The 22,240-nt window shown below is 59.8% G+C and carries 19 protein-coding genes and 1 pseudogene; 15 read left to right on the forward strand and 5 right to left on the reverse strand.

From position 1 onward, the window contains the following. Positions 1–3: 3 nt before the first annotated feature. Positions 4–1,044: a uroporphyrinogen decarboxylase gene (gene hemE, locus GUY23_RS10900; protein ID WP_166972254.1), complete on the reverse strand. Its 1,041-nt coding sequence runs from the start codon at positions 1,042–1,044 to the stop codon at positions 4–6. 227 nt (positions 1,045–1,271) lie between these two features. On the opposite strand from hemE, the gene GUY23_RS10905 reads away from it, so the two are divergent. Both GUY23_RS10905 and GUY23_RS10910 read left to right on the forward strand, forming a co-directional pair. Next, a complete protein-coding gene (locus GUY23_RS10905; protein ID WP_166972256.1) occupies positions 1,272–1,886 on the forward strand; it encodes a DUF3000 domain-containing protein in 615 nt (204 codons plus the stop codon). A gap of 17 nt (positions 1,887–1,903) precedes the next feature. Further along, on the forward strand, positions 1,904–3,055 hold the full coding sequence (locus tag GUY23_RS10910) for a ribonuclease D (RefSeq protein ID WP_228282224.1): 1,152 nt from the start codon (positions 1,904–1,906) through the stop codon (positions 3,053–3,055). A gap of 27 nt (positions 3,056–3,082) precedes the next feature. Here the strand turns inward: GUY23_RS10910 and GUY23_RS10915 are convergent, their stop codons facing one another. Further along, a complete protein-coding gene (locus GUY23_RS10915) occupies positions 3,083–4,864 on the reverse strand; it encodes a 1-deoxy-D-xylulose-5-phosphate synthase (protein ID WP_166972260.1) in 1,782 nt (593 codons plus the stop codon). Between the two features lie 960 nt (positions 4,865–5,824). Further along, positions 5,825–6,361: a hypothetical protein gene (locus tag GUY23_RS10920; RefSeq protein ID WP_166972262.1), complete on the reverse strand. Its 537-nt coding sequence runs from the start codon at positions 6,359–6,361 to the stop codon at positions 5,825–5,827. A 53-nt stretch (positions 6,362–6,414) separates the two neighbouring features. Here GUY23_RS10920 and GUY23_RS10925 point away from each other — a divergent pair, with 53 nt between their 5' ends. Continuing rightward, on the forward strand, positions 6,415–7,641 hold the full coding sequence (locus GUY23_RS10925) for a hypothetical protein (RefSeq protein ID WP_166972264.1): 1,227 nt from the start codon (positions 6,415–6,417) through the stop codon (positions 7,639–7,641). 108 nt (positions 7,642–7,749) lie between these two features. On the opposite strand, the gene GUY23_RS10930 is transcribed toward GUY23_RS10925, so the two are convergent. Beyond that, entirely contained in the window at positions 7,750–8,601 is an 852-nt protein-coding gene (locus GUY23_RS10930; RefSeq protein WP_166975984.1) for an endonuclease/exonuclease/phosphatase family protein, read from the reverse strand. Positions 8,602–8,841: 240 nt separating this feature from the next. Between GUY23_RS10930 and dctP the strand changes: the two genes are divergently transcribed. The 12 genes from dctP to GUY23_RS10990 all read left to right on the forward strand — a co-directional run bounded on the left by dctP (position 8,842) and on the right by GUY23_RS10990 (position 20,694). Beyond that, entirely contained in the window at positions 8,842–10,017 is a 1,176-nt protein-coding gene (dctP, locus tag GUY23_RS10935) for a TRAP transporter substrate-binding protein DctP (RefSeq protein WP_228282225.1), read from the forward strand. Next, positions 9,992–10,525: a TRAP transporter small permease gene (locus GUY23_RS10940; RefSeq protein WP_166972266.1), complete on the forward strand. Its 534-nt coding sequence runs from the start codon at positions 9,992–9,994 to the stop codon at positions 10,523–10,525. The genes dctP and GUY23_RS10940 overlap by 26 nt, the downstream gene beginning before the upstream one ends. Next, on the forward strand, positions 10,525–11,817 hold the full coding sequence (locus GUY23_RS10945; protein ID WP_166972268.1) for a TRAP transporter large permease: 1,293 nt from the start codon (positions 10,525–10,527) through the stop codon (positions 11,815–11,817). The genes GUY23_RS10940 and GUY23_RS10945 overlap by 1 nt, the downstream gene beginning before the upstream one ends. Before the next feature lie 14 nt (positions 11,818–11,831). Continuing rightward, complete coding sequence (locus tag GUY23_RS10950) at positions 11,832–13,001, forward strand: CaiB/BaiF CoA transferase family protein (protein ID WP_166972270.1); 1,170 nt, start codon at positions 11,832–11,834, stop codon at positions 12,999–13,001. Beyond that, a complete protein-coding gene (locus GUY23_RS10955; protein ID WP_166972272.1) occupies positions 12,998–13,372 on the forward strand; it encodes a cupin domain-containing protein in 375 nt (124 codons plus the stop codon). Before GUY23_RS10950 ends, GUY23_RS10955 begins: the two co-directional genes overlap by 4 nt. A gap of 47 nt (positions 13,373–13,419) precedes the next feature. Continuing rightward, positions 13,420–14,142, forward strand: a complete 723-nt coding sequence (locus tag GUY23_RS10960; protein WP_166972274.1) for an IclR family transcriptional regulator — start codon at positions 13,420–13,422, stop codon at positions 14,140–14,142. Positions 14,143–14,445: 303 nt separating this feature from the next. Beyond that, a complete protein-coding gene (locus GUY23_RS10965) occupies positions 14,446–15,228 on the forward strand; it encodes a polysaccharide deacetylase family protein (RefSeq protein ID WP_228282226.1) in 783 nt (260 codons plus the stop codon). After that, positions 15,225–15,779 (forward strand): TetR/AcrR family transcriptional regulator, encoded by a 555-nt coding sequence (locus GUY23_RS10970; RefSeq protein WP_166972276.1) that lies wholly within the window; start codon positions 15,225–15,227, stop codon positions 15,777–15,779. Before GUY23_RS10965 ends, GUY23_RS10970 begins: the two co-directional genes overlap by 4 nt. Positions 15,780–16,349: 570 nt before the next feature. Continuing rightward, positions 16,350–16,541: a hypothetical protein gene (locus GUY23_RS10975; RefSeq protein ID WP_166972278.1), complete on the forward strand. Its 192-nt coding sequence runs from the start codon at positions 16,350–16,352 to the stop codon at positions 16,539–16,541. A 761-nt stretch (positions 16,542–17,302) separates the two neighbouring features. After that, the gene (locus GUY23_RS10980; RefSeq protein ID WP_208085326.1) at positions 17,303–17,821 is read left to right on the forward strand and encodes a GNAT family N-acetyltransferase; all 519 of its coding nucleotides are present in this window, start codon (positions 17,303–17,305) and stop codon (positions 17,819–17,821) included. 1,986 nt (positions 17,822–19,807) lie between these two features. Continuing rightward, positions 19,808–20,389, forward strand: a complete 582-nt coding sequence (locus GUY23_RS10985) for a hypothetical protein (RefSeq protein WP_166972280.1) — start codon at positions 19,808–19,810, stop codon at positions 20,387–20,389. Then, on the forward strand, positions 20,377–20,694 hold the full coding sequence (locus tag GUY23_RS10990) for a hypothetical protein (RefSeq protein ID WP_166972282.1): 318 nt from the start codon (positions 20,377–20,379) through the stop codon (positions 20,692–20,694). The genes GUY23_RS10985 and GUY23_RS10990 overlap by 13 nt, the downstream gene beginning before the upstream one ends. Positions 20,695–21,025: 331 nt before the next feature. Here the strand turns inward: GUY23_RS10990 and GUY23_RS10995 are convergent. Continuing rightward, positions 21,026–22,209, reverse strand: a pseudogene (locus GUY23_RS10995) (IS3 family transposase). Positions 22,210–22,240 lie beyond the last annotated feature (31 nt).

Raw genomic sequence — 22,240 nt, forward strand, 5'->3', positions numbered from 1 at the left:
GGGTCAGCGGGACCCGAGGATCTCGGCCGAGACCCGGTGCACGTGCTCGACGATGCGGCCGGGAACCTCGGGGTCGGTGTCGGGAAGCACGCCATGGCCGAGGTTGAAGACGAAACCGCGGTCGAGGTCGAGTCCCGCCCTGACGATGTCCTCGATGCGCGGGGCCAGCGCCTCCCAGGGGGCGAACAGCAGTGCCGGATCGAGATTGCCCTGCAGGGCCTGACCGGGCTGGACACGAGTGGCGGCGTCGGTGAGGTCGACGCGGAAGTCGACGCCGACGGTGGTCGAACCGGCCCGGGACATGGAGTTGAGCAGTTCGCCGGTCTGGACGCCGAAGTGGATGCTGGGCACCTCGTGGTGGGACAGTCCGTCGAAGACCGCGGCGGAGTGGGCCAGCACATGGTCGTCGTAATCGCGGCGGGAGAGGTAGCCGGCCCAGGAGTCGAAGAGCTGGAAGGCCTTGGCACCGGCACGCAGCTGCACGTCGATGAAGGTCGTGGAGATCCGTGCGAGCTTGGCCAGCAGGGCCGAGAACGCGTCGGGATCGGAGGCCATGAGCGACTTCGTCTTCTCATGGTTCTTACTCGGTCCGCCCTCGATGAGGTAGCTGGCCAGGGTGAACGGGGCACCGCCGAAGCCGATCAGCGGAGTGTCGCCGAGTTCGGCAGTGATCCGAGCGATCGATTCGGCGATGTCCGGGATGTCATCGGCATCGAGTTCGGGCAGGCCGTCGATGTCGGCACGGCTGCGCACGGGGTGCGCGATGACCGGGCCGGTGCCGGGCACGATCTCGACGTCGACACCGGCCGCCTGCAGCGGAACGACGATGTCGGAGAAGAAGATGGCCGCGTCGACACCGTGTCGGCGCACCGGCTGCAGGGTGATCTCGGAGACGAGTTCGGGGTTCCGGCACGCGTCGAGCATTGCGGTGCCTTCGCGCAGCTTCCGGTACTCGGGCAGGGAACGGCCTGCCTGTCGCATGAACCAGACGGGAGTATGGGGCACCGGCTCCGAACGCAGCGCGGCCAACAGGGATGATGTCATGGCTCCATCCTCCCATTCTTCTTTCGTCGATGCCCACCGGGCACCGGTTTCAAGACGCTGAGTCTTGCCCCACTCGGTGGAGGGTCCTACGCGACTCCGCGGACAGCCCTGCTGCTCTCCCCGAACGGTCCTGCTCCACTCCACATATGTGGCGGAACAGGAATTCTCCGGGCCCTCCTCGGCGTGGATGATTCCCCCGCCACGACGGCTGATCTATCGTGGCGAATGTGGTCAACACCTCACCTCTCAATCGCATTCCGGCGGAGTTCTCGGCCGTGACGTCGGTGCTGCGTGAAGCACGCAGCACGAACAATGTGACGATCTCGGAGATTCCTGCGCCGGCCCGCCTCGCGCCCTATTCCTATGCGCTCGGTGCCGAGGTCAGCGCGGATGAGACCTTCCTGCGCGCGAGTGGGGAGACCATCGACGAACTCGCCACCGGACGCATCGTCGTCCTCTTCGACCCGGGCGCTCCCGAGGAATGGGAGGGCCGGTTCCGCATCGTCTCCTACATCCGCGCCGAGCTCGAACACGAACTGGGCAATGAGACCCTGTTGGGCCATGTGGCATGGAGCTGGCTCGAAGACGCGCTCGAATCCAACAACTGTGAGGTCCTCGCTGCCGGCGGGACGACGACCCGGGTGCTGTCCGAGAGCTTCGGGACACTGGCCGAACGTCCGGCCACGATAGACTTGGAGCTGCGGGCTTCGTGGACGCCTGTGATTGACGAGCCGGATCTGATCGGCAATCACTTCGAAGCCTGGATCGATCTGCTCAGCACAGTCGCCGGACTGCCACCACTTCCTGAAGGAGTCACAGCCCTGCCCGGGCGTCGTCGATGACATCTGAACTACCGCTTTTGGAAACACCCGCGAACGGCATCCCCGACGTCGTCGACACCCCGGAGGACTTCTCCTCGACCGTCGCCAGTCTCGCGGCCGCGACCGGTCCGATCGCCATCGACGCCGAACGCGCCTCGGGAATCCGCTACGGGCAGCGGGCGTTCCTCGTCCAGCTGCGTCGAGACGGCGCCGGCACCTTCCTGTTGGATTCCGAGACGCTCGGCGACCTCAGCGGCCTCAATCCCGCTCTCGGCTCCGACGAATGGGTCATCCACTCCGTCACCCAGGATCTTCCGTGCCTGCAGGACCGCGGGATGGCTCCGGCGGCACTCTTCGACACCGAACTCGCCGCTCGCCTGCTGGGGTGGGAGAAGTTCGGACTCGCGGCTGTGGCCGAACGCACCCTGGGGGTCCGACTGGCCAAGGAGCATTCGGCCGCTGACTGGTCTGCCCGTCCCCTGCCGAAGGCGTGGCTGAACTACGCAGCCCTCGATGTCGAGGTGCTGCTGCCCATCCGCGACATCCTCCACCAGCAGCTGCTCGATGCCGACCGGTGGGAGTTCGCGCAGCAGGAGTTCGACCATCTCCTCGATTTCCAACCCAAGCATTTCGCCGAACCGTGGCGGCGCACGCACGGTCTCTCCAAGCTCAAGTCACGCCGCGACATTGCTCGCGTCCGCGAACTCTGGCTGGCCCGGGATGCCATGGCCTGCGAGGCCGACCTGGCGCCCAGCAAGGTTCTGCGGGACCGCGACCTCGTCGCTCTCGCCCAGTCCGGGGTGAAGTCAAGCGATGACATCATGACCCAGTGGCGCAGGCTCTCCCGCGCCGAGGCGGCTCGTCTCTTCCGTGCCTACCGCAAGGCGTCTCGCCTCACCGTCGATGAGCTGCCTCGTCGGCAGGAGCGCGGACATCAGCAGAGCACTCCGTTCAGCCACACGGACCTCAAGGATCGGATTGCCGCGCTGAAGGCGGCGATGGCCGAGCTGGCGTCGTCGCTGACGATCCCCCACGACGTCCTGCTCCAACCGGCGCTCGTGAAGTCGCTGGCGGCGCAGACGAACGTCGCTGTCGCGGATTACCTCGCCGAGGCGGGGGCCCGTCCGTGGCAGATCGAGCTCAGTGCCCCGGTGCTGACGAAGACGCTGGCACGTCTCCCCCGCGGCTGACCCCGACCCACCTCGGCGGTGGGACTTTCACACGGCTCGGCGAGTCCCATTCGCGGCCCGGTCAGCCACCTCGGTGGGCAGGGCCCTGACGATGTCGGCGACGATCGCGTCCGTGTCGAGGCCGACATGGTCGAGGATCTCCTCCCTCGTGCCCTGCGGCAGAAACTCGTCGGGCACCCCGAGTTCGAGGACGCCGGTCCGGGAATCGGCCTCGCCCAGGTCCGAGCGGATCTGCGAACCGATGCCGCCGATCTTCACTCCGTCTTCGATGACGGCGACCAGGCCGTGGTCCGCAGCGAGGTCGATGACGGACTCGGGCACCGGCAGCACCCACCGCGGATCGACGATCGTGGCCGAGATTCCGCGCTGTTCGAGCTCGTCAGCCACGTCGCCCGCCAGCTGTGCGAACGGTCCGACTGAGACGATGAGCACGTCGGCCGCGGACCCGGCCGGCACTTCACGAAGGACATCCACGCCGTCGCTCAGCCGCCTCAGTGCCGGGATGTCGGCTCCGACGCTGCCACGGGGGAACCGCAGCACCGTCGGCCCGTCGGTGACGGCGACGGCCTCGCGCAGCTCTTCGATCAGCCGGGCGGCGTCGCGGGGTGCCGCGAGCCGGATTCCCGGGACGATGCGCAGCATGGCGATGTCCCAGATGCCGTGGTGGCTGGCGCCGTCGGGTCCGGTGATGCCGGCGCGGTCGAGGACGAAGGTCACGGCCTGCCGGTGCAGGGCGACGTCCATGAGCATCTGGTCGAAGGCGCGGGAGAGGAACGTCGAATAGATGCACACGATCGGGTGCAGTCCTCCGTAGGACAGGCCCGCCGCCGAGGCGACCGCGTGCGCTTCGGCGATGCCGACGTCGAAGACACGGGCGGGGAAATCCTCGGCGAACTTCGCGAGGCCGACCGGCATGAGCATGGCCGCGGTGACCGCGACGATGTCGTCGCGCTCGTCGGCGAGTTCACGCACCTCGGTGCCGAACACGGAAGTCCATGACATCGACTTCGATGGGGTTGGCTTCCCCGTGACCGGGTCGATGACGCCGACGGAGTGGAACCGGTCGGCATCGCCGTTGACGGCTGGGTCGAAGCCATGGCCCTTCTGGGTGATCATGTGGACGATGATGGGTCCGCCGTCGAACTTTTTGGCCAGGTGCAGGGCCTTCTCGACCGAGGGCAGGTCGTGACCGTCGACGGGGCCTAAGTATTTGATGCCGAGTTCGTCGAGGTGGGAGGCGAAGCCGCCGACGGTCGGGGCATAGGAGAGGCCGTTGTCGTTGACGATGATGACGAGTCGGCGCTGCGGGCTCGAGGTGTCGGCGGCGATGGTGTTGAGCGCCTCCCACGCCATACCTCCCGTCAGTGCGCCGTCACCGATGACCGCGACGACGTGTCGATCGTCCTCGCCAGTCAGCTGGCGGGCCTTGGCAATGCCGTCGGCCCAGGACAGCGAGGCCGAAGCGTGGGAGTTCTCGACGACGTCGTGGTCGCTCTCTGCCCGGCTCGGATAGCCCGAGAGCCCGCCCCGCTGACGCAGCGTCTCAAGGCGGTCGTGTCGGCCGGTGAGCATCTTGTGCACATAGGTCTGGTGGCCGACGTCGAAGATGATGGTGTCACGTGGGGAGTCGAAGACCCGGTGGATGCCCATGGTGAGTTCGACCACGCCGAGGTTGGGCCCGAGATGTCCGCCCGTGCCGGCGACCGTTGTGATGAGGCGGTCCCTGATCTCTTCGGCGAGGACCTCGCACTCGCCGGCGTCGAGTGCGCGCAGATGAGCCGGTGAGCCGAGGTTGTCGAGAAATGTCATTCGGTCTCACTCTTCTGACGGCGACGTTGACGGACAGATTCCATTCGCCCCATCTTATCCCTCCGGCTCGTCAGGGCAGGGACGCTGGCGCGAGCAAGCCGTCCGCTCCGCGTCCGTCGACAAGCCCGCCGGACCGGACGCACCTGCAGCCGGGGCCACGGCCGCTGCGTCCAGCACCGTTCGCGGCACACCACCCCGGTGCAGCGGTAGGTTATGTCGCGAACGGTGTCGGATGCCGCAGCAGCGGGAGGACATACCGCTGCCGGTACGTGATGCCCGCGCCGTCGAGCCCAGCAGCGGGCCGCGTCGTCGTCGAGCCCGGGGACGACGAAGGCCGGTGGGTTCTCACCCACCGGCCTTCGTGACCAGGGCTCACCCGGTCACAACCGGGTCAGATGAACCTGACGATCAGCCGAAGCTGAGGATCAGGCCTCGGCCAGCTGGCGCAGCACGTACTGAGACATGCTTCGATGACCAAGCTTGCCGAAATTGGAATGCCTCCTTTACAAAATTGCAGGTCAGGGACTTATCGGTCGTTCAAACATCGCTTCCGCTCAGTTGGTGAAGCACCTACGTCGACGTCCTACGGTAGCGACAGTTATTCAGAAACCAACGGTTCACTCGCATTCGCCAGCACGAGCCGAATGACAAGAGTCCTTCGTGACCAATGCCGACAACAGACAATTCCACCTGGAATCGTCGACGACTCCCGCCTCAGCTGACGGACAACTTGGACCAAAAGGAACGTCCTCGACCTCAACTAGTCCACGCCGACTCCACAATTCAACCTTCAATAACGGTAGCGATGCCCTGGCCGCACAAGTATCCCGGAGCATTAATCAACAATTATGTGCAACCTTCCCCGACTAGCCGGGGCGAATAGTCGATAAGGAATGTGCAACCGAACCACCCGGTATAGCTCGCCGACCGCAGTCGTCTATGTGCTAGCGAGCGAACCTGCTAGTCCCGATCGACGACCACTTCGAGACTATCTCGGAGCAGACGTATTTCGTCTGGACTGAGAATAATTTTGTCACCCACGTTGAACCGCGTCACCGCTTTGCACTTGACGCCATGATCTTTAGAAACGACCCCATTGTGATGGGCAATATCGTGCCTCAAGTGCCGCAAATCACCCATGACATCTGATGAAATTTTATTGAGTTCGACTCCCTCAAGCCTCGCGAACTCTGGCCGATAATAATTCTCCCACCGAGCGAAGATGAGCGTGATCCATGCATGAGTGAGCCATTCGCGCAACCAGCCGTTCGTGTCAGTTGCGCCCTTTAGATCGCTGAGTCGCCATCGAGCATCTATTCGAGCACCCGGCATAGTGGGAGCGTCTTGGCTGATAGTAATGCGTGGATCTGGATTGCTGGCGGTAGGTCGAATATTCGCGGAATCAGCAAACTTCGTCAATCCCAGCTGGGTGAAAACCATCGTACTGGAGGACGTCAAGAATTCGTGGCTCAGCTCGTCGAATAGTTCCTGGCTCATCTCAATAGTATGGCACGACACCTGTCGCGAGGTTCCAGTGAGAAACTACCCTTATGAACCGACCTGTCAACGATATGCAACTCGAAGTTCTTCGCTGGGTGGGCGATGGCGCGGACCTGGACAATCCACCGAACGAAACGTTCAAGAAAAGCGCGAGTGCACTCAAAGATCGAAAACTCATCAAGGTCAGTAAGAGAAACGGAAAGTGGAGCGCCACGATCACCGAAGTAGGCACCTATTACCTTGAACACGGCCGATATCCACAACCGAATCGAGCCCCTTCCAACGACCGTCGAAATCAACTACCCAAGCCTCGAACTTCACCCAGCAAGTCACCTAAAGATCCCACTGCCGCCACGTCGAAGCCAGGGCCAACACCGACCACGCCCCACAAATCGCCCGACGCTATCGACATCCCGACTCAGCTGCGCCGTCCACACAAAGCAGTGCGCGAGATCATCGATCACAAAGCGCGTCTCGACGTACCGACGGAGCTGCGGCAACGAGCTCTGCTCATTCTCCACGCCCTTGCTCAAGAAGCGATCCGCCGCAATTGGACAGTGAAGGCGAATCCGTCGACGTTCCATCGCGACCCCTGGACTGACCGTCGTACTAGAATCTCACCCGGTGCCGATCTCTTCACGATCGACGCCGGCGACAAACCGGTCGCGATTCGCCTCCGAATGCGCCAGAAGCGTGTCGAACACAAGCTCACCGACGAAGAGATCAGTCGCAAAGAGAGATATAGCTGGTCGCACGCACCGAAGTACGACTTCGAGCCCACGGAACGCATGAGACTCGAGATCAGAGAAGGCTCCACAAACGCCTACGCCCTCGAAGACACTGCTGCAACACAAATCGAGAACAAGCTGGTCCGAGCCATCGAACGCATTGAACAGGCCTCGGTCAAGGAACGCGAACTCGTAGAATGGCGGCGACAGCGCGACATCGAGATCGCCGAAGAACGACGGCGAGCGGAGACTCTTCGACTACGTGCGGAACGATACAGCTCGTGGTTCGAAACGCTCGATCTCTTGAGATCCGACGTCGCCCGTCACCGCGAACTCGCCGACACCGTGGCCAAGCTGAGACAGGCTGTAGAGCACAGAGACCCTGACGACGAGAACTTCATTGCGCTAGGCGAATATTTGTCATGGTCGGAGCAGCACCTTGAGGACTCCGACCCGCTCCGGACAATCAGACTGCCGCAAGGTGAGCGGCCAGATCTGAGTTACGAAGAATGGCGGAAGTGGACTCGCCGAAACACGAGACACTGGTGAATGAGTGCGTGACGTTCCGAAGTCTGTCGGGACAGATCCGTCATGACAGCCGACGCTCGGTACCGGTCCGACACGACGAAGCTGCGACGTTCGTGACAGTCATGATTCTCAGTTGAGGTTGAAAGTCGCAGCGACGGGACGATGATCCGACGCCTCAGCAACATTGCGCCGACCGGGAGAGTCGGTGACTGATGAAATATCCGCCCCACCGGTGGTCACCGACTCCACCGCACCAGTCAGCGCATGGCTGACCATGATGTGATCGATGAGTTCGCGCTGTCCACGATAGATACGTGTAAACCGCTCTTCCTCCGGGATCAGCTGTTCCAGGTTCCACATTCGATCAGCATCACCCTTGTCGGCCCGATCGAAGCCGGTAGTGCCGAACTCCGAGCCATCCGGGCCGAGCAGAATCTGCGTCGTGGCGGCCTGAGGTTCGTCATTGAGATCGCCGGCAACGATAGCTCTGTTCTCACGTCCGTCACCACCGAGTAGTTCGACCGCTCCGGCGCGGACTGCGGATGCCTCTGCTGCTCGTCGGTGGAGAGCATAGACGGAATAGCGTGCACGTTCGCCCTCGTCCTTAGGTGAGAATCGACCGCCAAGGTACGACAACAGCTTCGACTTGAGGTGGACTGAGACGATGTCGATCGTCGCGCCGTCTTTGCGAATACGTGCTTTGAGCGCAGGTCGGCCCATCTGCTCAATCGCTCCGCCCTCGTCATCGACCTGTACGGGCGACAACCCGTCGGGGAAATCCGAGAGCTCTTCGACCTTGGTTAGCGCCGATTTGGACAGGAATCCGACACGGATGCCGCGGGCGTCCGGCTCGGCCAATGCCGTGCGCCATCGCCCCTCGAGCCGTCCCGCTAGATCTTCGAGTGCTGACGGGTCTCCGACTTCTTGGACAGCAAGGACATCCAGAGCGAGATCTATGATCGTCGCTGCCGGCGCCTCCAGCTTGCTCTCGTACTCCTAAGAGCTCTTAGGACCGGAGTCGGCTCCGGGCCGGAATAGGTTCTCGAGATTCCATGTACCGATCGTGACCATGCACACCATCGTGATGGCGCGAAGTGAATATCCGACGAACCAGGGTTGGAACAATGCGAGAACACGTCGCGCGTTCATGGCTCGCCGTCATCTGGCGAACGAACCACAAAGCAAGAGGAAGCAACAGGGCATTTCAAGGCCTAGTAACCGATGAGCCAATTGACCGAGCGCATGTTTCTTGCGTATTCTTTTCATCGGATATACGAACTATCGTTTCTATATGCGAAAGACAGTGAGGTCATGTCGCACTACTCAAAATCCGGTACGCACCCAAGATTCAAACGCTCGTTGTTCCCTTTGGTGGCTACTGCGCTGGTGGCGGTCACTTCGACTGCTGGCTGTGCACCCGTGGAGAATCCGGGGAACCCAGCACTCAGCCTGGCCGACTCTTATTCTCCCAAGCACCCATTCGGCAAGTACGGCGTCAGCGTCTTCCTCGACAAGCTCAAAGAAGACGGCATCGACACCGAGTACTACCCATCCGGACAAATGGGGAACGCAGAGGATCTTGCCTCTCTCATTTCCACCGACAACATCGACATCGGCCCAGCATCAGCTGCGTATCTGGAAGACAAACTTCCTCTGTCCAGCGTTGGAGACCTGCCCATGATGACGACAGATGCCTGCGTCTCCTCCGATTCGATGATGGACCTCCTCAACGAGGACGGAATTCTCTATAAAGAGGAATACGAGGACCGCGGACTCCGACCACTTTGGGTCTCGATCATCCCCGGGTACGAAGTGATGACGAGCAACACCAAAGTCGAAGATCCCGCCGACGTTCGCGGGCTGCTCCTCCGTTCCTCAGGCGGAGCATTCGACGTCACCATGGATACCATCGGGGCATCAGCGGTGAGCATGTCGGCGGCAGATACCTACGAAGCGATGACACGCAACACTGTCGACGGAACCGCCATGCCATTCGTCAGCGTTCCCTCCTACAACCTCGAGCAGGTCGCTAACTATTCGACTAAGGGCCTCAACCTCGGCTCTGTCGGGATCCCGTATGTCATCAGTGAACGCACCTGGGATGGTCTTAACTCGCAGGAACAAGACAAAGTCACTGATGCTGCCGCTCAGGCTCAGCAATCGTTGTGCGATGGCCTCAATAAGGAAAAGTCCGAGGCCGAATCACTGATGAAAGACGCTGGCGTCGAATTCACACCAATCAGTGGCGAGGCCAAAGAAGAGTGGACTCTCGAGCTGAGCCGAGCGAAATCTGACTGGGCTACTAGCCTCGATTCGGTTGGCCTTCCCGGCACCGAAGTACTGACCGAGTTCGAGAAGGCGGTGACCAAGAATGAGCGAAATCGATCCAACTCCTGACCACTCCACTCATCGCTACGGAAGCATCCACACGGCGATCGTGTCCACTTCAAAATGGTGTGCGATCGGAGCACTAGCGCTGATCACTGTTCTCATGCTCGCTGAGGTTATGCTTCGATACTTCGCTGGAAGCCCACTGGGGTGGAACGTCTCGTTCATCGAAAAGGTACTGCTACCTGCCATCGTCTTCCTCGGCATGCCGTGGGGCTACGCGGTCAGCGCACACGTCGCTGCGGACATGCTATATGAGCACCTTCCCGCCAAAGTGCAATCAGCCGCGCGTTGGCTGAGCCTCGCCGTCGTCTTCGTGGGAATCGCTGCGTTGGCTATCGCAGGAACAATAACAATGATCGGAGCACTCAAACACGGTGACATTCCGCCTCCGCTGTCATCCCAGTTACCGATTTACAGCTGGATCTGGCAGGCATTCCTCCCGCTCGGGAGCCTATTCACCGCTGTCGTCATTCTCCTAGAGTCCAAGACCTTCCTCAAAGGCGGTACAGCCTGATGCTAGTACTCACCATCACAGCACTCTTGCTGGCCCTCATCCTGCTCCGCATTCCGATCGCCTTCGCCATCCTGATCAGCGGAATCGTTGGCCTATTGGCACTCGGCGGACCAGCCGATGTCATCGGCGTTCTGATGACCATCCCGCAAAGCGCAGTCGGCAATAATTCATTGGCAGCGATCCCGCTCTTCATACTTATGGCGCAGTTCGTCCTCCACAGCGGAGCGCTCTCCAGCCTGTTCGACTCGGCAAAGGTTCTCGTTGGTCGTATGCGTGGTGGAACGGCGCACGCAGCTGTCGGGGCCGGTGCTATCTTCGCTGCGGTCTCGGGTTCATCCACGGCCGCGGCAGCGACTCTTGCTCATACCTCAACCGGGGAACTCATTCGGCAGGGCTACGACAAACGCCTTAGCGCCGGGGTCGTGGCCGCAGCGGGAACATTGGCGGCGATGATCCCGCCCAGTGTGCTTCTCATCTTCTACGCCATTACAGCCGAAGCAGGAGTCGGACCGACTCTCATCGCCGGAATCATCCCGGGGCTCCTGGTGGCCGTGGCACTTGTCATCACTATCACCATTTTGATCACGTTCAATTCGGCATCAGCGCCGCGAGGCGAAGCCAGCACTGGGCGTGAGAAGTTCCTCAGTCTTGCCGGCCTCTTGCCGATTGCTGCGCTCTTCATCCTCGTCGTCGGCCTTGTCTTCCTCGGTGTCACGACCGCAACCGAAGCCGCCGCAGTCGGATGTCTAGGTGCTTTGGGACTGATGCTCGGTAAGAAGAAGCTCACGTGGGCGAACCTGACGAAATCGTTCGCAGAGGCGCTGAGCTCATCGATCATGATCCTGACGATCATCATGGCTGCCCACGTCTTCGGACATTTCATCACCGAATCGCAGGTGACACCTCATTTGGTCGATTCCCTTTCGGCGCTGCCTGTTGCTCCGATCGTCGTCGTCGCCATCATCGCCTTTGGCTACCTGATTCTCGGCTTCTTCATGGACCAGATGGCGATCATCGCGCTGACCGTACCGGTGACTCTGCCGGTCGTGACAGAGCTAGGATTCGACCCGATCTGGTTCGGAATCGTCGTCATTCTGCTGGCCGAAATCGGGCTGATCACTCCCCCACTCGGCCTCAATGTCTTCGTCGTCGCTCAAGCAGCCAGAATGCCGGTCGAAGATGTCTTCCGCGGCAGTATTCCGTTCGTCTTCGCGATCTTGGCCGTCGGAGTCCTGCTCTTCGCCTTTCCGCAAATCGTCCTCATACTGCCAGAAATGATGGGAAGTCTATGACGCACACACAACCCGTGCAGAATGCTCAGGTCAAAGGCCCGCTCGACGGACTGATAGTTGTCGAGATTGCAACGGTCATTATGGGCCCCTTGGCCGGACGGCTCTTCGCCAAGCTCGGCGCAGAGGTCATTCACATCGAAGCTCCCAGCGGAGATGTGATCCGCCGGTCCGGCCAATCCCGAAACCCCGGGATGTCGGCCGCCGCGCTCAGCCTCGGAGACGGGAAGAAAAACATCACGCTCGACTTCTCAGACGCCGAGGACCAACATACGCTGAACGAACTCATCGGTATCGCAGACATCATCGTCACCAACTACCTCCCACGTCAGCGACGAAAGTACGGTTTCGACTGGGACTCAGTTGCTGAGATCAACCCGCAATGTGTTCTCATCACGGCGCAAGGATTCTCTTCGAACAGTCCAGAACGTGACCGGCCCGCGTATGACGACATCATTCAAGCAGCCAGTGGTCTCAGCGATGTCTACCGGAAGTCATTGGGCCGTCCCCAGTACGCTCCGTATGTCGTCGCCGACAAAGTCTGCGCCCTGTCGATGGTCTATTCGGGACTAGCGGCGATCCACCGCCGCCATATCACCGGGCTCGGTCAGTGGGTCGATGTTCCCATGTTCGATGTGATGTCCGACTTCAATATGGTCGAACAGCTCAACGACTACACGTTTGAACCTCCTCTGGGAGACGCTGGCTGGCACCGAACAATCAATCCCGCGAGGCGGCCACACCGCACCACAGATGGATGGGTCTGCGTGCTGCCCTACAACGACCGACAGTGGCGAGACTTCCTCGCCATTGATGATCCAACCGTCGCTGACGGAGCTGTGCCTTTTGCGACGAATCGAGACCGCAACGCCCATGTCGAAGAGACACAGGCACTCATCGCCGAATTCGCCGCGCATCGGTCGACTAGCGAAGTCATCAAACTCTGCCATGACCACGGCATCCCGGCTCAAGCAGTGAACAGGATCGAAGACCTCGTCGACGACGAATATCTCAGACGACGCGGGACTGTAGAACAGGTCGAGCACCCCACCGAAGGCAGCTATTGGCGAACCACGCCGAACGTCGGCTATTCAGAGTCACCACTGCAGCCAGTCAATCTGGCTTCGCCAGCCGACGGAGATCGCGAGGACATCATGGCCCTCATCGAACAAAGGAGAAACAAATGACCAGCGAACCGATCAAGCACTATGTCGGCGAGGAACTCGAGGCCTACACTCCGCCGCGCCACACATTGACATCAAACCTCAGGCTCTTGCCTGGCGACGATGCGAACGGCGCAGTCTCAGTCGTACGCGGAACGATCGAACACGGCGGATCTGCACTCCCCCACCGCCATCTCAAGAGCACCCAGTTCCTCCACATCCTCTCGGGTCGCTGTTCAGTCGAACTCGGTGCACAAACCCTCGAGTTGGGCGGAGGCGACTCAGTCTTGATCCCGACCGACGTCGTCCACCACGTCGAGGTCCTCTCATCAGAGCCACTTGAGCTCATCAACGTCTACTACCCCGCCCTTGCTGCCGACGACACGATCGAATGAACATGAAACGTCGGATTGCGGCCGAGCATGTCATCTAGGCTAGCTTCATGGTTGAGAAGCACCGGACGGTCAGCCGTGTCATCGGCATCCTCGAGTTCGTCGTGCGTTCCCCCAACGGCGCGACACTTTCTGAGATCGCCGAACATCTGGACGCTCCGAAGTCATCCGTCTACGGTTTCGTGCGCGGACTCGAGGCAGAGGGCTACTTGAAGGAGAACGCGGCCGGGCACTTCGTCTTCGGCCTCGGTGCTCATACCCTGCTGGCTTCCCAGGCGACTTCACTCGTCGAACTTGCGGCACCCGTGATGAACACGATCGGGAGCGAACTCGGTGAAACCATCACCCTCGCCGTATTCCTCGATCACGAGCTGACCTACGTCCACTCGGTCCCCTCCAACCAGCGGATCGGCTACAACCCCGAGATGCACACCCGCCGACCGCTCTGGCCCACGAGTGCCGGCAAGATTCTGTTGGCAGCATCTGAGAGTCCAGAGCTCAAAGCGCACGTCCTAGAGTCAGAAGATCTAAAGGCAGAAACCCTTAACGCCGAGATCGCATTAGTGCGGAAAAGTGGCTACGGCCTCAATATCGGCGAAACAGTCGCCGATGTATCCGCATTCGCCCTCGGGCTCAAGATCGGATCCTCCTTGGCCGCAGCCATTACGGTCGGCGGCCCAAACGTCCGAATGCGGCCTCATATTGAAGAAATGGTCAGTACTGCTCGGTCGGCCATCAACAGCAGTGGTCTCGACGTGTGGAACTTCGCCTGAGGCTGTGAGCGAAAACCATACGGCGGGCTTTTGTCCGCCACACTGTTGACAAAAGCATCCGAGCGGCTCTTGCAGTTTTTCTCAACGAGGGTCGGACGCCATAAGGAGCGGACTGCTACGTTGCGGAGGTCGACTGACTCATGCTGGAGATATGACCAACCGTTCGACTGCGTCAATCACCAGTACGACGTGTCCTCGGCCCTGCGGAAGACAGTCAGTTCTTCAGACTTGAAGCAGACAAATTGCACCGGGATGAGCGTATCTCTTCGGAGTCACGCTACTGGGATCGGATTATCCGGGAACTTGACCACGACGAGCGCGATTGCTTCAATTGATACTATGTCTCATAACTCTGCCGCCTCTGCTTCTCGCCGAAGTCGCCGCCGGCACCTGCTCGTTGGCACCGCGATCACCCTCGTCGTTCTGTTCGTGTTTGCTTATGGCGTCAAGCGGGTGATTCAGACGCGTTCGTGGCAGGTGGCCGGAGAACTCATCAGTCAGGTAGAGACTGATGAACGTGTCGTGGCACTGACATTCGATGACGGCCCAACTGACTCCGATGCAGATGCTGTCCTCGATGTACTCGCTGACCGTGGGGTGCCAGCAACGTTCTACGTCAACGGCAAAGACGTTGAAGGCAACGCTTCGGCCATGCGGCGGATCATCGAGGATGGGCATGAGATCGGCAACCATACGTGGAGTCATCGGCGCATGGCGTTCGTCTCCCCCACAACGGTTGCCGAGGAGATCGAACCTACCGATGACGCTATTCGCGCTACTGGATACGACGGGCCCCTGACTTTCCGACCCCCACACGGTCAGAAGCTCCTCACTTTGCCGCTCTACTTGGCAAAGCATGACCGCCTCACGGTTACTTGGGACGTCGCTTACGAAGACTGGTCGGGCAACCCACAGAGCAGCGACGACATCATCGATGCAACTGTTGAGAACACTCAGCCGGGATCGATCATCCTTCTGCACCCCTGGTTCGGCAGAACCAACACTCAGAAAGCGATCGGCCCCGCGATCGATCGGCTAAAGGATCAAGGCTATCGCTTCGTCACGGTCTCGGAGCTCATCGGATGAGGCCCCGTGCCACCAGCAGGGATCACATCGACGACATCGCGCTCAACCTCTTCCTCGATCGCGGCTATCCCAATGTCACCACCGAAGACCTGATCAGAGCCTGCGGTGTGTCGCGGCCGACCTTTTTCCGCTATGTGCCTTCGCGTGATGCGCTGGTGCTTGATCACATCGCAGCATTCGGCGAACAGGTAGCGGGCCTTGTACGCGACAGCGATGGTCACTACGCCTGGGAAGTGCTGCGTGAGGCAATATGCGCAGCAATCAAATCTCTCGACCCGGAGTCGCGAGCAGGTATGGCATTTCGCATCCTGCAGGCCTCACAGGGTATCCGTTCGTCAGCTCTTGAACTCACCCGCGCCTGGCGAAACCAACTCACGGACGCACTCGTGGACAGTTCACACTATGACGGTGATGCGGAACGATGCGAGGTAGCCGCCGCCATGGCGATCGGTCTGTTCCAGATGACATGGGCGCGGCCTCGAGCAAGTACCGAGGTTCTCCGGAACGCGTTCAACGAGGCACCTTCCCTCACGACGATGAATCCTGACTAGGACTGAGCAGTCCAAGCACATCGTCGACGACCGCCACCCTGTGCGAGAGAACGACACCGCACCAAGGCCCATCGGCCCCGGCTTCCCCAGTTTCGAGTGTGCCATTTCGCAGTTCGAGCCAGCGTTTCGAGTAGCAGCTCAAAGCTCGGTTTCTGACGCCTCTTCCGCGATGTGCCTGTCCTTTGAGGGCGGTGTCTCGATTCGTGTCGATGTAGCTGATCATTGGACGATGCCCACACCGTAGGGCAAGTTCGACAATCATTCGTCGACTCCATCGTCGAGTTCCCGGACCATGGCCCACACCATGACCGCCGGTGCGGTTGAGAATCCGGGAGAACTCCCAAAGATGACTGATTGCGTGGACGATTGGTCTACCATACGCGTAGGGCAATCACGGCACCAGGCGACGCAAGCGGCACTGAGGCTACTTCAGATAACGAGCCAGCTATATCCGCAGACAGGACTCTCGCTCCGTACACCCGTGTCGACGTTGATGTGGGCAAACGCGGTCGTGTCTACCACATGCTCCCTGTCCCGGAGGCATTGAACACGCACCCCTGGCGCTACCTGATGAGCGACACCGCTGACGATCGGATCGAGTTGCCGGAGGAGATCTACGAGGTCCTGCTGAACGTCGTAGACGCGATGCTCCGGGGACCGGCCGTCACGGTGTCGCCGACCTCACAGACGCTGACCACACAGCGGGCCACTGATCTACTGGGGATAAGCCGACCCACGCTCATCAAGGCTCCCGAACAGTGACAACTGCCCTACACCCGCCCTGGCGCGCAACGCCGGATCGCTTTGACCGACGTGCTCGACTATCGCGAGCGGCGGTGGCATCCCCAGTACACGGCCATCGATGCGCTCTCCGTCGACGTCGGCGAGACCAGCGACATCGACGAGACCCTGGCCGATCTGCGCCGCGCCCACAATACGGTGGCGTGTAGCGCCGGGCGTCGTCGTCCTGCTGAATGTGCTAGTTTGAAGCCACCACATCCCCCCACGCCTCTCCACGATGCGCACTTGGGGGATTTTCATTGCTTAGGTCCAAGAGGAGCGCGGAAGTCGCAGCAGAGCTGTGCTCCCCGCCCAGCTCGTCCCCGCGGAACTCTGCACTACGACAAGCCAGCCCTGGAGTTGAATGAGCTCGTCAATCGCCTCGTCGACCGAGGGCTGATCGTACTCAATCGTAAACGCGCGCTACGGTACCTGCGCCACATCACAGCTACTACCTCCTGCCGCTGTACATCATCTCCTTCCAGCAAGGCAGCACGGATCAACTCCAGTAGGAGAACACGTCCTTCCACGATCTGCCCGGCCAATACGTCTTCGACGGCCCTTTCGCCCGCTGGTCATGGAGGCCCTCGAGCGCGCCGAAGTCTCTGCTCGCCCAGCACTGCCGGATCACATGTCGACGACCTACGACGCCCCGTAAAGGTGCATGGATGCCTCGCGGTTCCGCGATCGCAAATAGGGCGTGTCTCCCAATGTCGTGCCGCGGTTTAGGGGATGCTGGTTCAATGAACGGATCGCACAACGAGGACGGGGCCACTCCGTTCACAGAATGGCCTATTCGGGATGCCGAGGCTGCGGATGTAATGCCGATCTGTGAGTTCGGAGAAGCTCACATCCGACCGCATTACACACCCTTGATTGGCGGCCGGGCGGCGGAGCTGCAGGTTTCCAGCTGGTGGAGTGAGTCACATATTCAATCCGCCGTCTTCAGCGGGCTGATCGTCATCGCAGAGGCAGAAGGCAGGATCATTGGCGTTGCCCAACGCGGGCGCAACGGATCTGACCACGTCCTCTACAAGCTCTATCTCGATCCCGACTATCGCGGTCGTGGCCTCGGGCCCGCCTTGATCGAGAGCATCCTTCAAAACCTGCCGTCCAACGCGCCTCGGCTGTGCGTCGAGCACTTCGCAGGCAATGAGCGTGCCGGAGCATTCTATGAGCGCGAAGGCTTTATCGTCGAGCGTATCGAACGAAGTGATGTGAACTCGGCACTCGACGTCGTATGGCGTGCAAGGGACCTCTGATCGCGAGCTCACGTAAAGGAGACATTCCCTAGCACGCCGGGCTGCTGAGGATGGTGAGAGTCAACTGCGACAACGGCCTCCGCGGGACACCCGACGCTAGGGAGGACTCCCTGGTTCACCGTGCGGCGCTTGAGCGCTACCTCACCACCTACGGCTCCCCCGTTACCTTTTAAGTAGCCCATCATCCGTCAGGATGAAAAGGGGTCGCTGGCCTGACCAATGGTGGGGCTACTTAGAAGGTTACGGGCAACCGGTCTCATCGGCTGTAGACCTCTCGACGATGCCGGACCGCCGCCACGACGTCGAGCAGCCTATAGTCCTGGACACCCCCGAAAAAGACTGTTACCCCGGGAGTCCGAGCCTTGAAGTTCGAATAGTCACCGGGGCATTACATGATCCAGGCTAGGCGATTCAGACATCGGCTTCAATCGCAGGGCCACACCGTGGACCTTATTTGCCGCGCATAATTGCGAAAGTGCAGATCGTCGGCTGCTCAACCAGGGCCGGCAACGCTTCGGCTTAAGCGACGGAAGAAATCGTCCGTGCCTCGATCTGCAGGGCATTCTCGCCGAAAGCGCGTTTCAATGGATCGTTCGGTCAGCTCGCTTGACTCCCGAGTTGACTGTGTGCACTCTAGTCGTCCCGCAACAGCATCTCAGACCGGCTGACTTAGTGGAACTGGTTCGCGCCACGGGAGCTAAGGCCTCGTGCGGCATGGGCATACATGCGCCCCGTCAGGCAGAAGCCTGACGGGGCGCATGTATGAGATGCTGAACCAAGACACGTCGGGCGTGTCAGGTGCTAGATCGCCTCGTATCCGAGCCGATCAGATCAACTATCGGCAAGTTGGCGAAGCACGTACTGAGACATGCTTCGCTGACCAAGCTTGCCGAAATTGGAATGCCCACTATACAAAAAGCCAGGTCAGGGGCGTATCACTTTTCCAAGTATCGCTTCCGCTCAGTTAGTGAAGCACCAACGTCGACGTCCTACGTTAGCGACAATTGCGCTCGCGCCGGCAGCCAACTCTCGTTCACCAACAGGAATCGCAACACGAAAATCTTTCGTGACCGATGCGGGCATCAAGCCAATCCAGCTGATATTTTCTGCAGCCCTCCCACCTACGTGCGTTTCACCTGACGAACACCTAAGACAAACAGGTTCTCCTTCGACCTCAGCTACCCCAACCAGACCGCTCAGTCGGACCGTCAAAATGGTGCTCCGGCCGTACGAGCATCGCCCGGAGGACACAAATCAACAAGGTCTGCAATGTGCCCCTGCTAGCCGGGGCGAACGATTGATTGGGAATGTGCAAATTTGAGCAATACATTCCAAACCCGTTAGATTCGCAGTAGAGCAGTAACCGGGCTACCAATCTCACCGTTTCAGACAAGCCAGCCAGGTCGAGACACCTGTCAGTTCGGCTACATTTGCACCGTCGCGGGCCCACCTTCAGCGCCATAGTACGACTCCCCCGCGCCGAGGTCCCGGAGTGTTCACTGGCAACATTTACCCTTCCGAATAGGACGGACGTCGCCTTCTGGGGAACTCGGCGAAATCGCGCGTTCCACCGAGAGCGTCGATACAGACGGGCCCCCTGTCATTGATGTTCCGGGCCCCCTCGCAGAGGGCCCCGACCTTGACGATCGCGAAAAGCACTGTGAGCCAGACACATCACCGCAGCATCATGCCCCTTCCCATTAGCCCTCTTCCGGCAGTAATGCTCCCTTGACAACGGGCCATGACACGACGTACCCCAGGCCGAGTTGAACAACGCATTCTTCAACAGTCAGTTCCTCACCCGCCATGGAAGCTCATCCCGAAACAGTGTCCCCGATCGCCGCGTCGCTCAGGCGTAAGAACGGATCCGATTTGGACTTGCACCGCACATTAGTATGTAAGGTACAGCCAGAAGTCAATCTGAAATACAGTCAATGCAACTCCCCTTGTGGTATAGTCGCCATTGCCTGTACCGAAAGGTGAGAAATGAAAAAGACTCTGGCTCTGACAGCCACCATAGTCGCGCTGACATTTACCGCACCCACCGTCGTTGCCGCCAACGAAGCAGGCGATTCAGACACGACCGTATATACAGTCAGGGACGACTCTCGACCCGTTGTAGACGGTAAAGTTGTCCCCCACTTAAATCCCGTCGTAATAGCCGAGTGCAACCTGGGAGTTGAAGATACTAAAATCGGAAGCGTCGAAACAAAGAAGGACGGAAAGCGTACATTAAAATGCGGGAATAAAGGATGGGGGTATATTCATATACGCACCAGACACGAGAAAGATTGGAAAACAGTCAACAAAGACACTATTATGAATTGGCCCTTTTGGGACGATCTGATGTGGGATGCAACTCAAGAGGTTCTCGAAGATCCTGATTTCCATCTGGAGAAAAAGAACAATAAACGGTGCTACACCAAGAAGTTCAAAATCCTATACACCGGCAAAGAAGAGGGCGACGATGCGTACGAGGTAGAATTCTATCCATCGGTAATCGTGGCTACGGATAGTGATAGAATCATCACATCAATCCCCACGAAAGAGCACTTGTGCCAACCATGATAAATATCCGTTTTTTCCCTGACTGGGGACGTAAAGAACCGCTCTGGAGCCACGACACAGAAGACGTGACTGTGCGAACGGAAGATTTAGATATCACCGCTGAACTCGCACACAGCCTCCGAGGTTATATGGATTTCTGGGAGAATCATTTCAACCCAGTTTCTGCTCCTCCAGGTTCCGGTTGGGACTCAGAAGAGAATCAACGTTGGTTCGAGCTCGAAGGCGACCGAATCATCAACGAGCTATCGAGCCAGCTCAGTGGAACAGCCATTATCTCAGACGAGCGATTTCCCGACGGGAGCTAGGCCCGATTTGGCCAGCGGCCCCTACCATAATCCACCAGGGGCCGCACTCCCTTTGGAGCAGCGGCGACATCGCGATATTGAGATTGCCGAAGAACGACTCCGAGCATAGATCCTCCGATGGCGTGCCGAACGGTACAGCTCGTAGCTCGAGGCGCTCGAACCGCTAAGATCCGATGCCGCCGGGCAACGCGAGCTTACGTACACAGCGGCCAAATTGCGACAGGCTGTGGAACTCAGGAAACCTCACAACGAGATCGTCGATGCTATCGGCGAGTACTTGGTGGCTGCATTGGTCTCACGGGACTGCTGAAGGTTGAGTTGACTCCGGGGTTTATGCCGCCAGGGCGACGGCCTTGTGGTGAATAAGCTCGTATTCAACCGGGGACGGTTTACCCAAGTGTCGTTGTCGACGCTTGCGGTGGTAGGTCCGATCGACCCAGTGGATGATCGCTGTGCGCAACCTCGTTCTCGTGTCCCAACGGCCCCTGTCGAGGACGTTCTTCTGCAGCATGACGAAGAACGATTCCATCGCAGCGTCATCGCCAGCAGCACCGACCCTACCCATTGACCCCACGAGTCCGTAATGTCCTAGAACCTGCTGGAACTTCCGGGAACGAAACTGCGAACCGCGATCCGAGTGAACGACACACCCGGCCACGGCTCGCTGTCCGCCACGACGAGCCACAGCGTCATCAATCGCTACTACAGCCAGGCGAGATTTCATCCTCGAATCGATGGCATAGCCAACGACTCTGTTGCTGAACACATCCTTGACCGCGCACATGTACAGCTTGCCTTCACTGGTGTAATGCTCGGTCATGTCGGTCAGCCACAACTCGTTGATTACCGTGGCTGTGAAGTCGCGTTCGACGAGGTCATCACACACTGGCGGGCCGGGCTTTTTACCATGCTTCCGCGCTCGTTTGATCGTGAGGGAGGACAGCTGCTGCTGGGAGCACAATCGCCACACACGACGCTCTGACGCCTCGTGCCCAGACGCCTGGAGTTCATCTGCGATGAACCGGTGCCCGAATTCAGGATCGTCCATGTGCACGTCGTAGGCGGCATTGATCACGTGCGCCTCGTCCCAATCCCGAGCCGAGACCGGATGCGCGCACCACTTGTAGAATTCCTGCTTGGTAAAGCCGAGCACCCGACAAGTCACTGCCACCGGCACCCCGGCGGCAGCAAGGTCACGGACCAGCGGGTACATCATTTTGGGTGATTGCCACCAAGTTTCAGATTCGCTTGCGAGAGATACGCTGCGGCCTCGCGGAGAATCTTGTTCTCTCGTTCAAGCTCCCTGATCCGCTTCAGCGCTGCTGCTTGAGCGCGTGACTCGTCGGGATCGGTCGCGGGCTCGAGGCCGTGGTCGCATAGTCGCGAGTCACGTACCCAGGCTTGCAGGGCTGATTTCGAGATGCCGAGGTCGGCGCAGACCTGCTTCTGGGTCATTCCCTCGTTGATGAGATCGAGCGCTGACTGCTTGAACTCATCGGTGTAGATCTTTGGCATGACTTCCATCCTTCCTGGAATTTAACCAGTC

Origin of the sequence: Brevibacterium atlanticum, from assembly GCF_011617245.1 — a bacterium.
GTDB classification, from domain to species: domain Bacteria; phylum Actinomycetota; class Actinomycetes; order Actinomycetales; family Brevibacteriaceae; genus Brevibacterium; species Brevibacterium atlanticum.

Excerpts from the sequence above, each read along its gene's own strand:
- hemE (WP_166972254.1), bottom strand. The coding sequence starts at position 1,044 with ATGACATCATCCCTGTTGGCCGCGCTGCGTTCGGAGCCGGTGCCCCAT.
- GUY23_RS10915 (WP_166972260.1), bottom strand. The coding sequence starts at position 4,864 with ATGACATTTCTCGACAACCTCGGCTCACCGGCTCATCTGCGCGCACTC.
- GUY23_RS10920 (WP_166972262.1), bottom strand. The coding sequence starts at position 6,361 with ATGAGCCAGGAACTATTCGACGAGCTGAGCCACGAATTCTTGACGTCC.
- GUY23_RS10925 (WP_166972264.1), top strand. The coding sequence starts at position 6,415 with ATGAACCGACCTGTCAACGATATGCAACTCGAAGTTCTTCGCTGGGTG.
- dctP (WP_228282225.1), top strand. The coding sequence starts at position 8,842 with ATGAGCCAATTGACCGAGCGCATGTTTCTTGCGTATTCTTTTCATCGG.
- GUY23_RS10940 (WP_166972266.1), top strand. The coding sequence starts at position 9,992 with ATGAGCGAAATCGATCCAACTCCTGACCACTCCACTCATCGCTACGGA.
- GUY23_RS10945 (WP_166972268.1), top strand. The coding sequence starts at position 10,525 with ATGCTAGTACTCACCATCACAGCACTCTTGCTGGCCCTCATCCTGCTC.
- GUY23_RS10955 (WP_166972272.1), top strand. The coding sequence starts at position 12,998 with ATGACCAGCGAACCGATCAAGCACTATGTCGGCGAGGAACTCGAGGCC.
- GUY23_RS10960 (WP_166972274.1), top strand. The coding sequence starts at position 13,420 with ATGGTTGAGAAGCACCGGACGGTCAGCCGTGTCATCGGCATCCTCGAG.
- GUY23_RS10970 (WP_166972276.1), top strand. The coding sequence starts at position 15,225 with ATGAGGCCCCGTGCCACCAGCAGGGATCACATCGACGACATCGCGCTC.
- GUY23_RS10975 (WP_166972278.1), top strand. The coding sequence starts at position 16,350 with ATGAGCGACACCGCTGACGATCGGATCGAGTTGCCGGAGGAGATCTAC.
- GUY23_RS10980 (WP_208085326.1), top strand. The coding sequence starts at position 17,303 with ATGAACGGATCGCACAACGAGGACGGGGCCACTCCGTTCACAGAATGG.
- GUY23_RS10985 (WP_166972280.1), top strand. The coding sequence starts at position 19,808 with ATGAAAAAGACTCTGGCTCTGACAGCCACCATAGTCGCGCTGACATTT.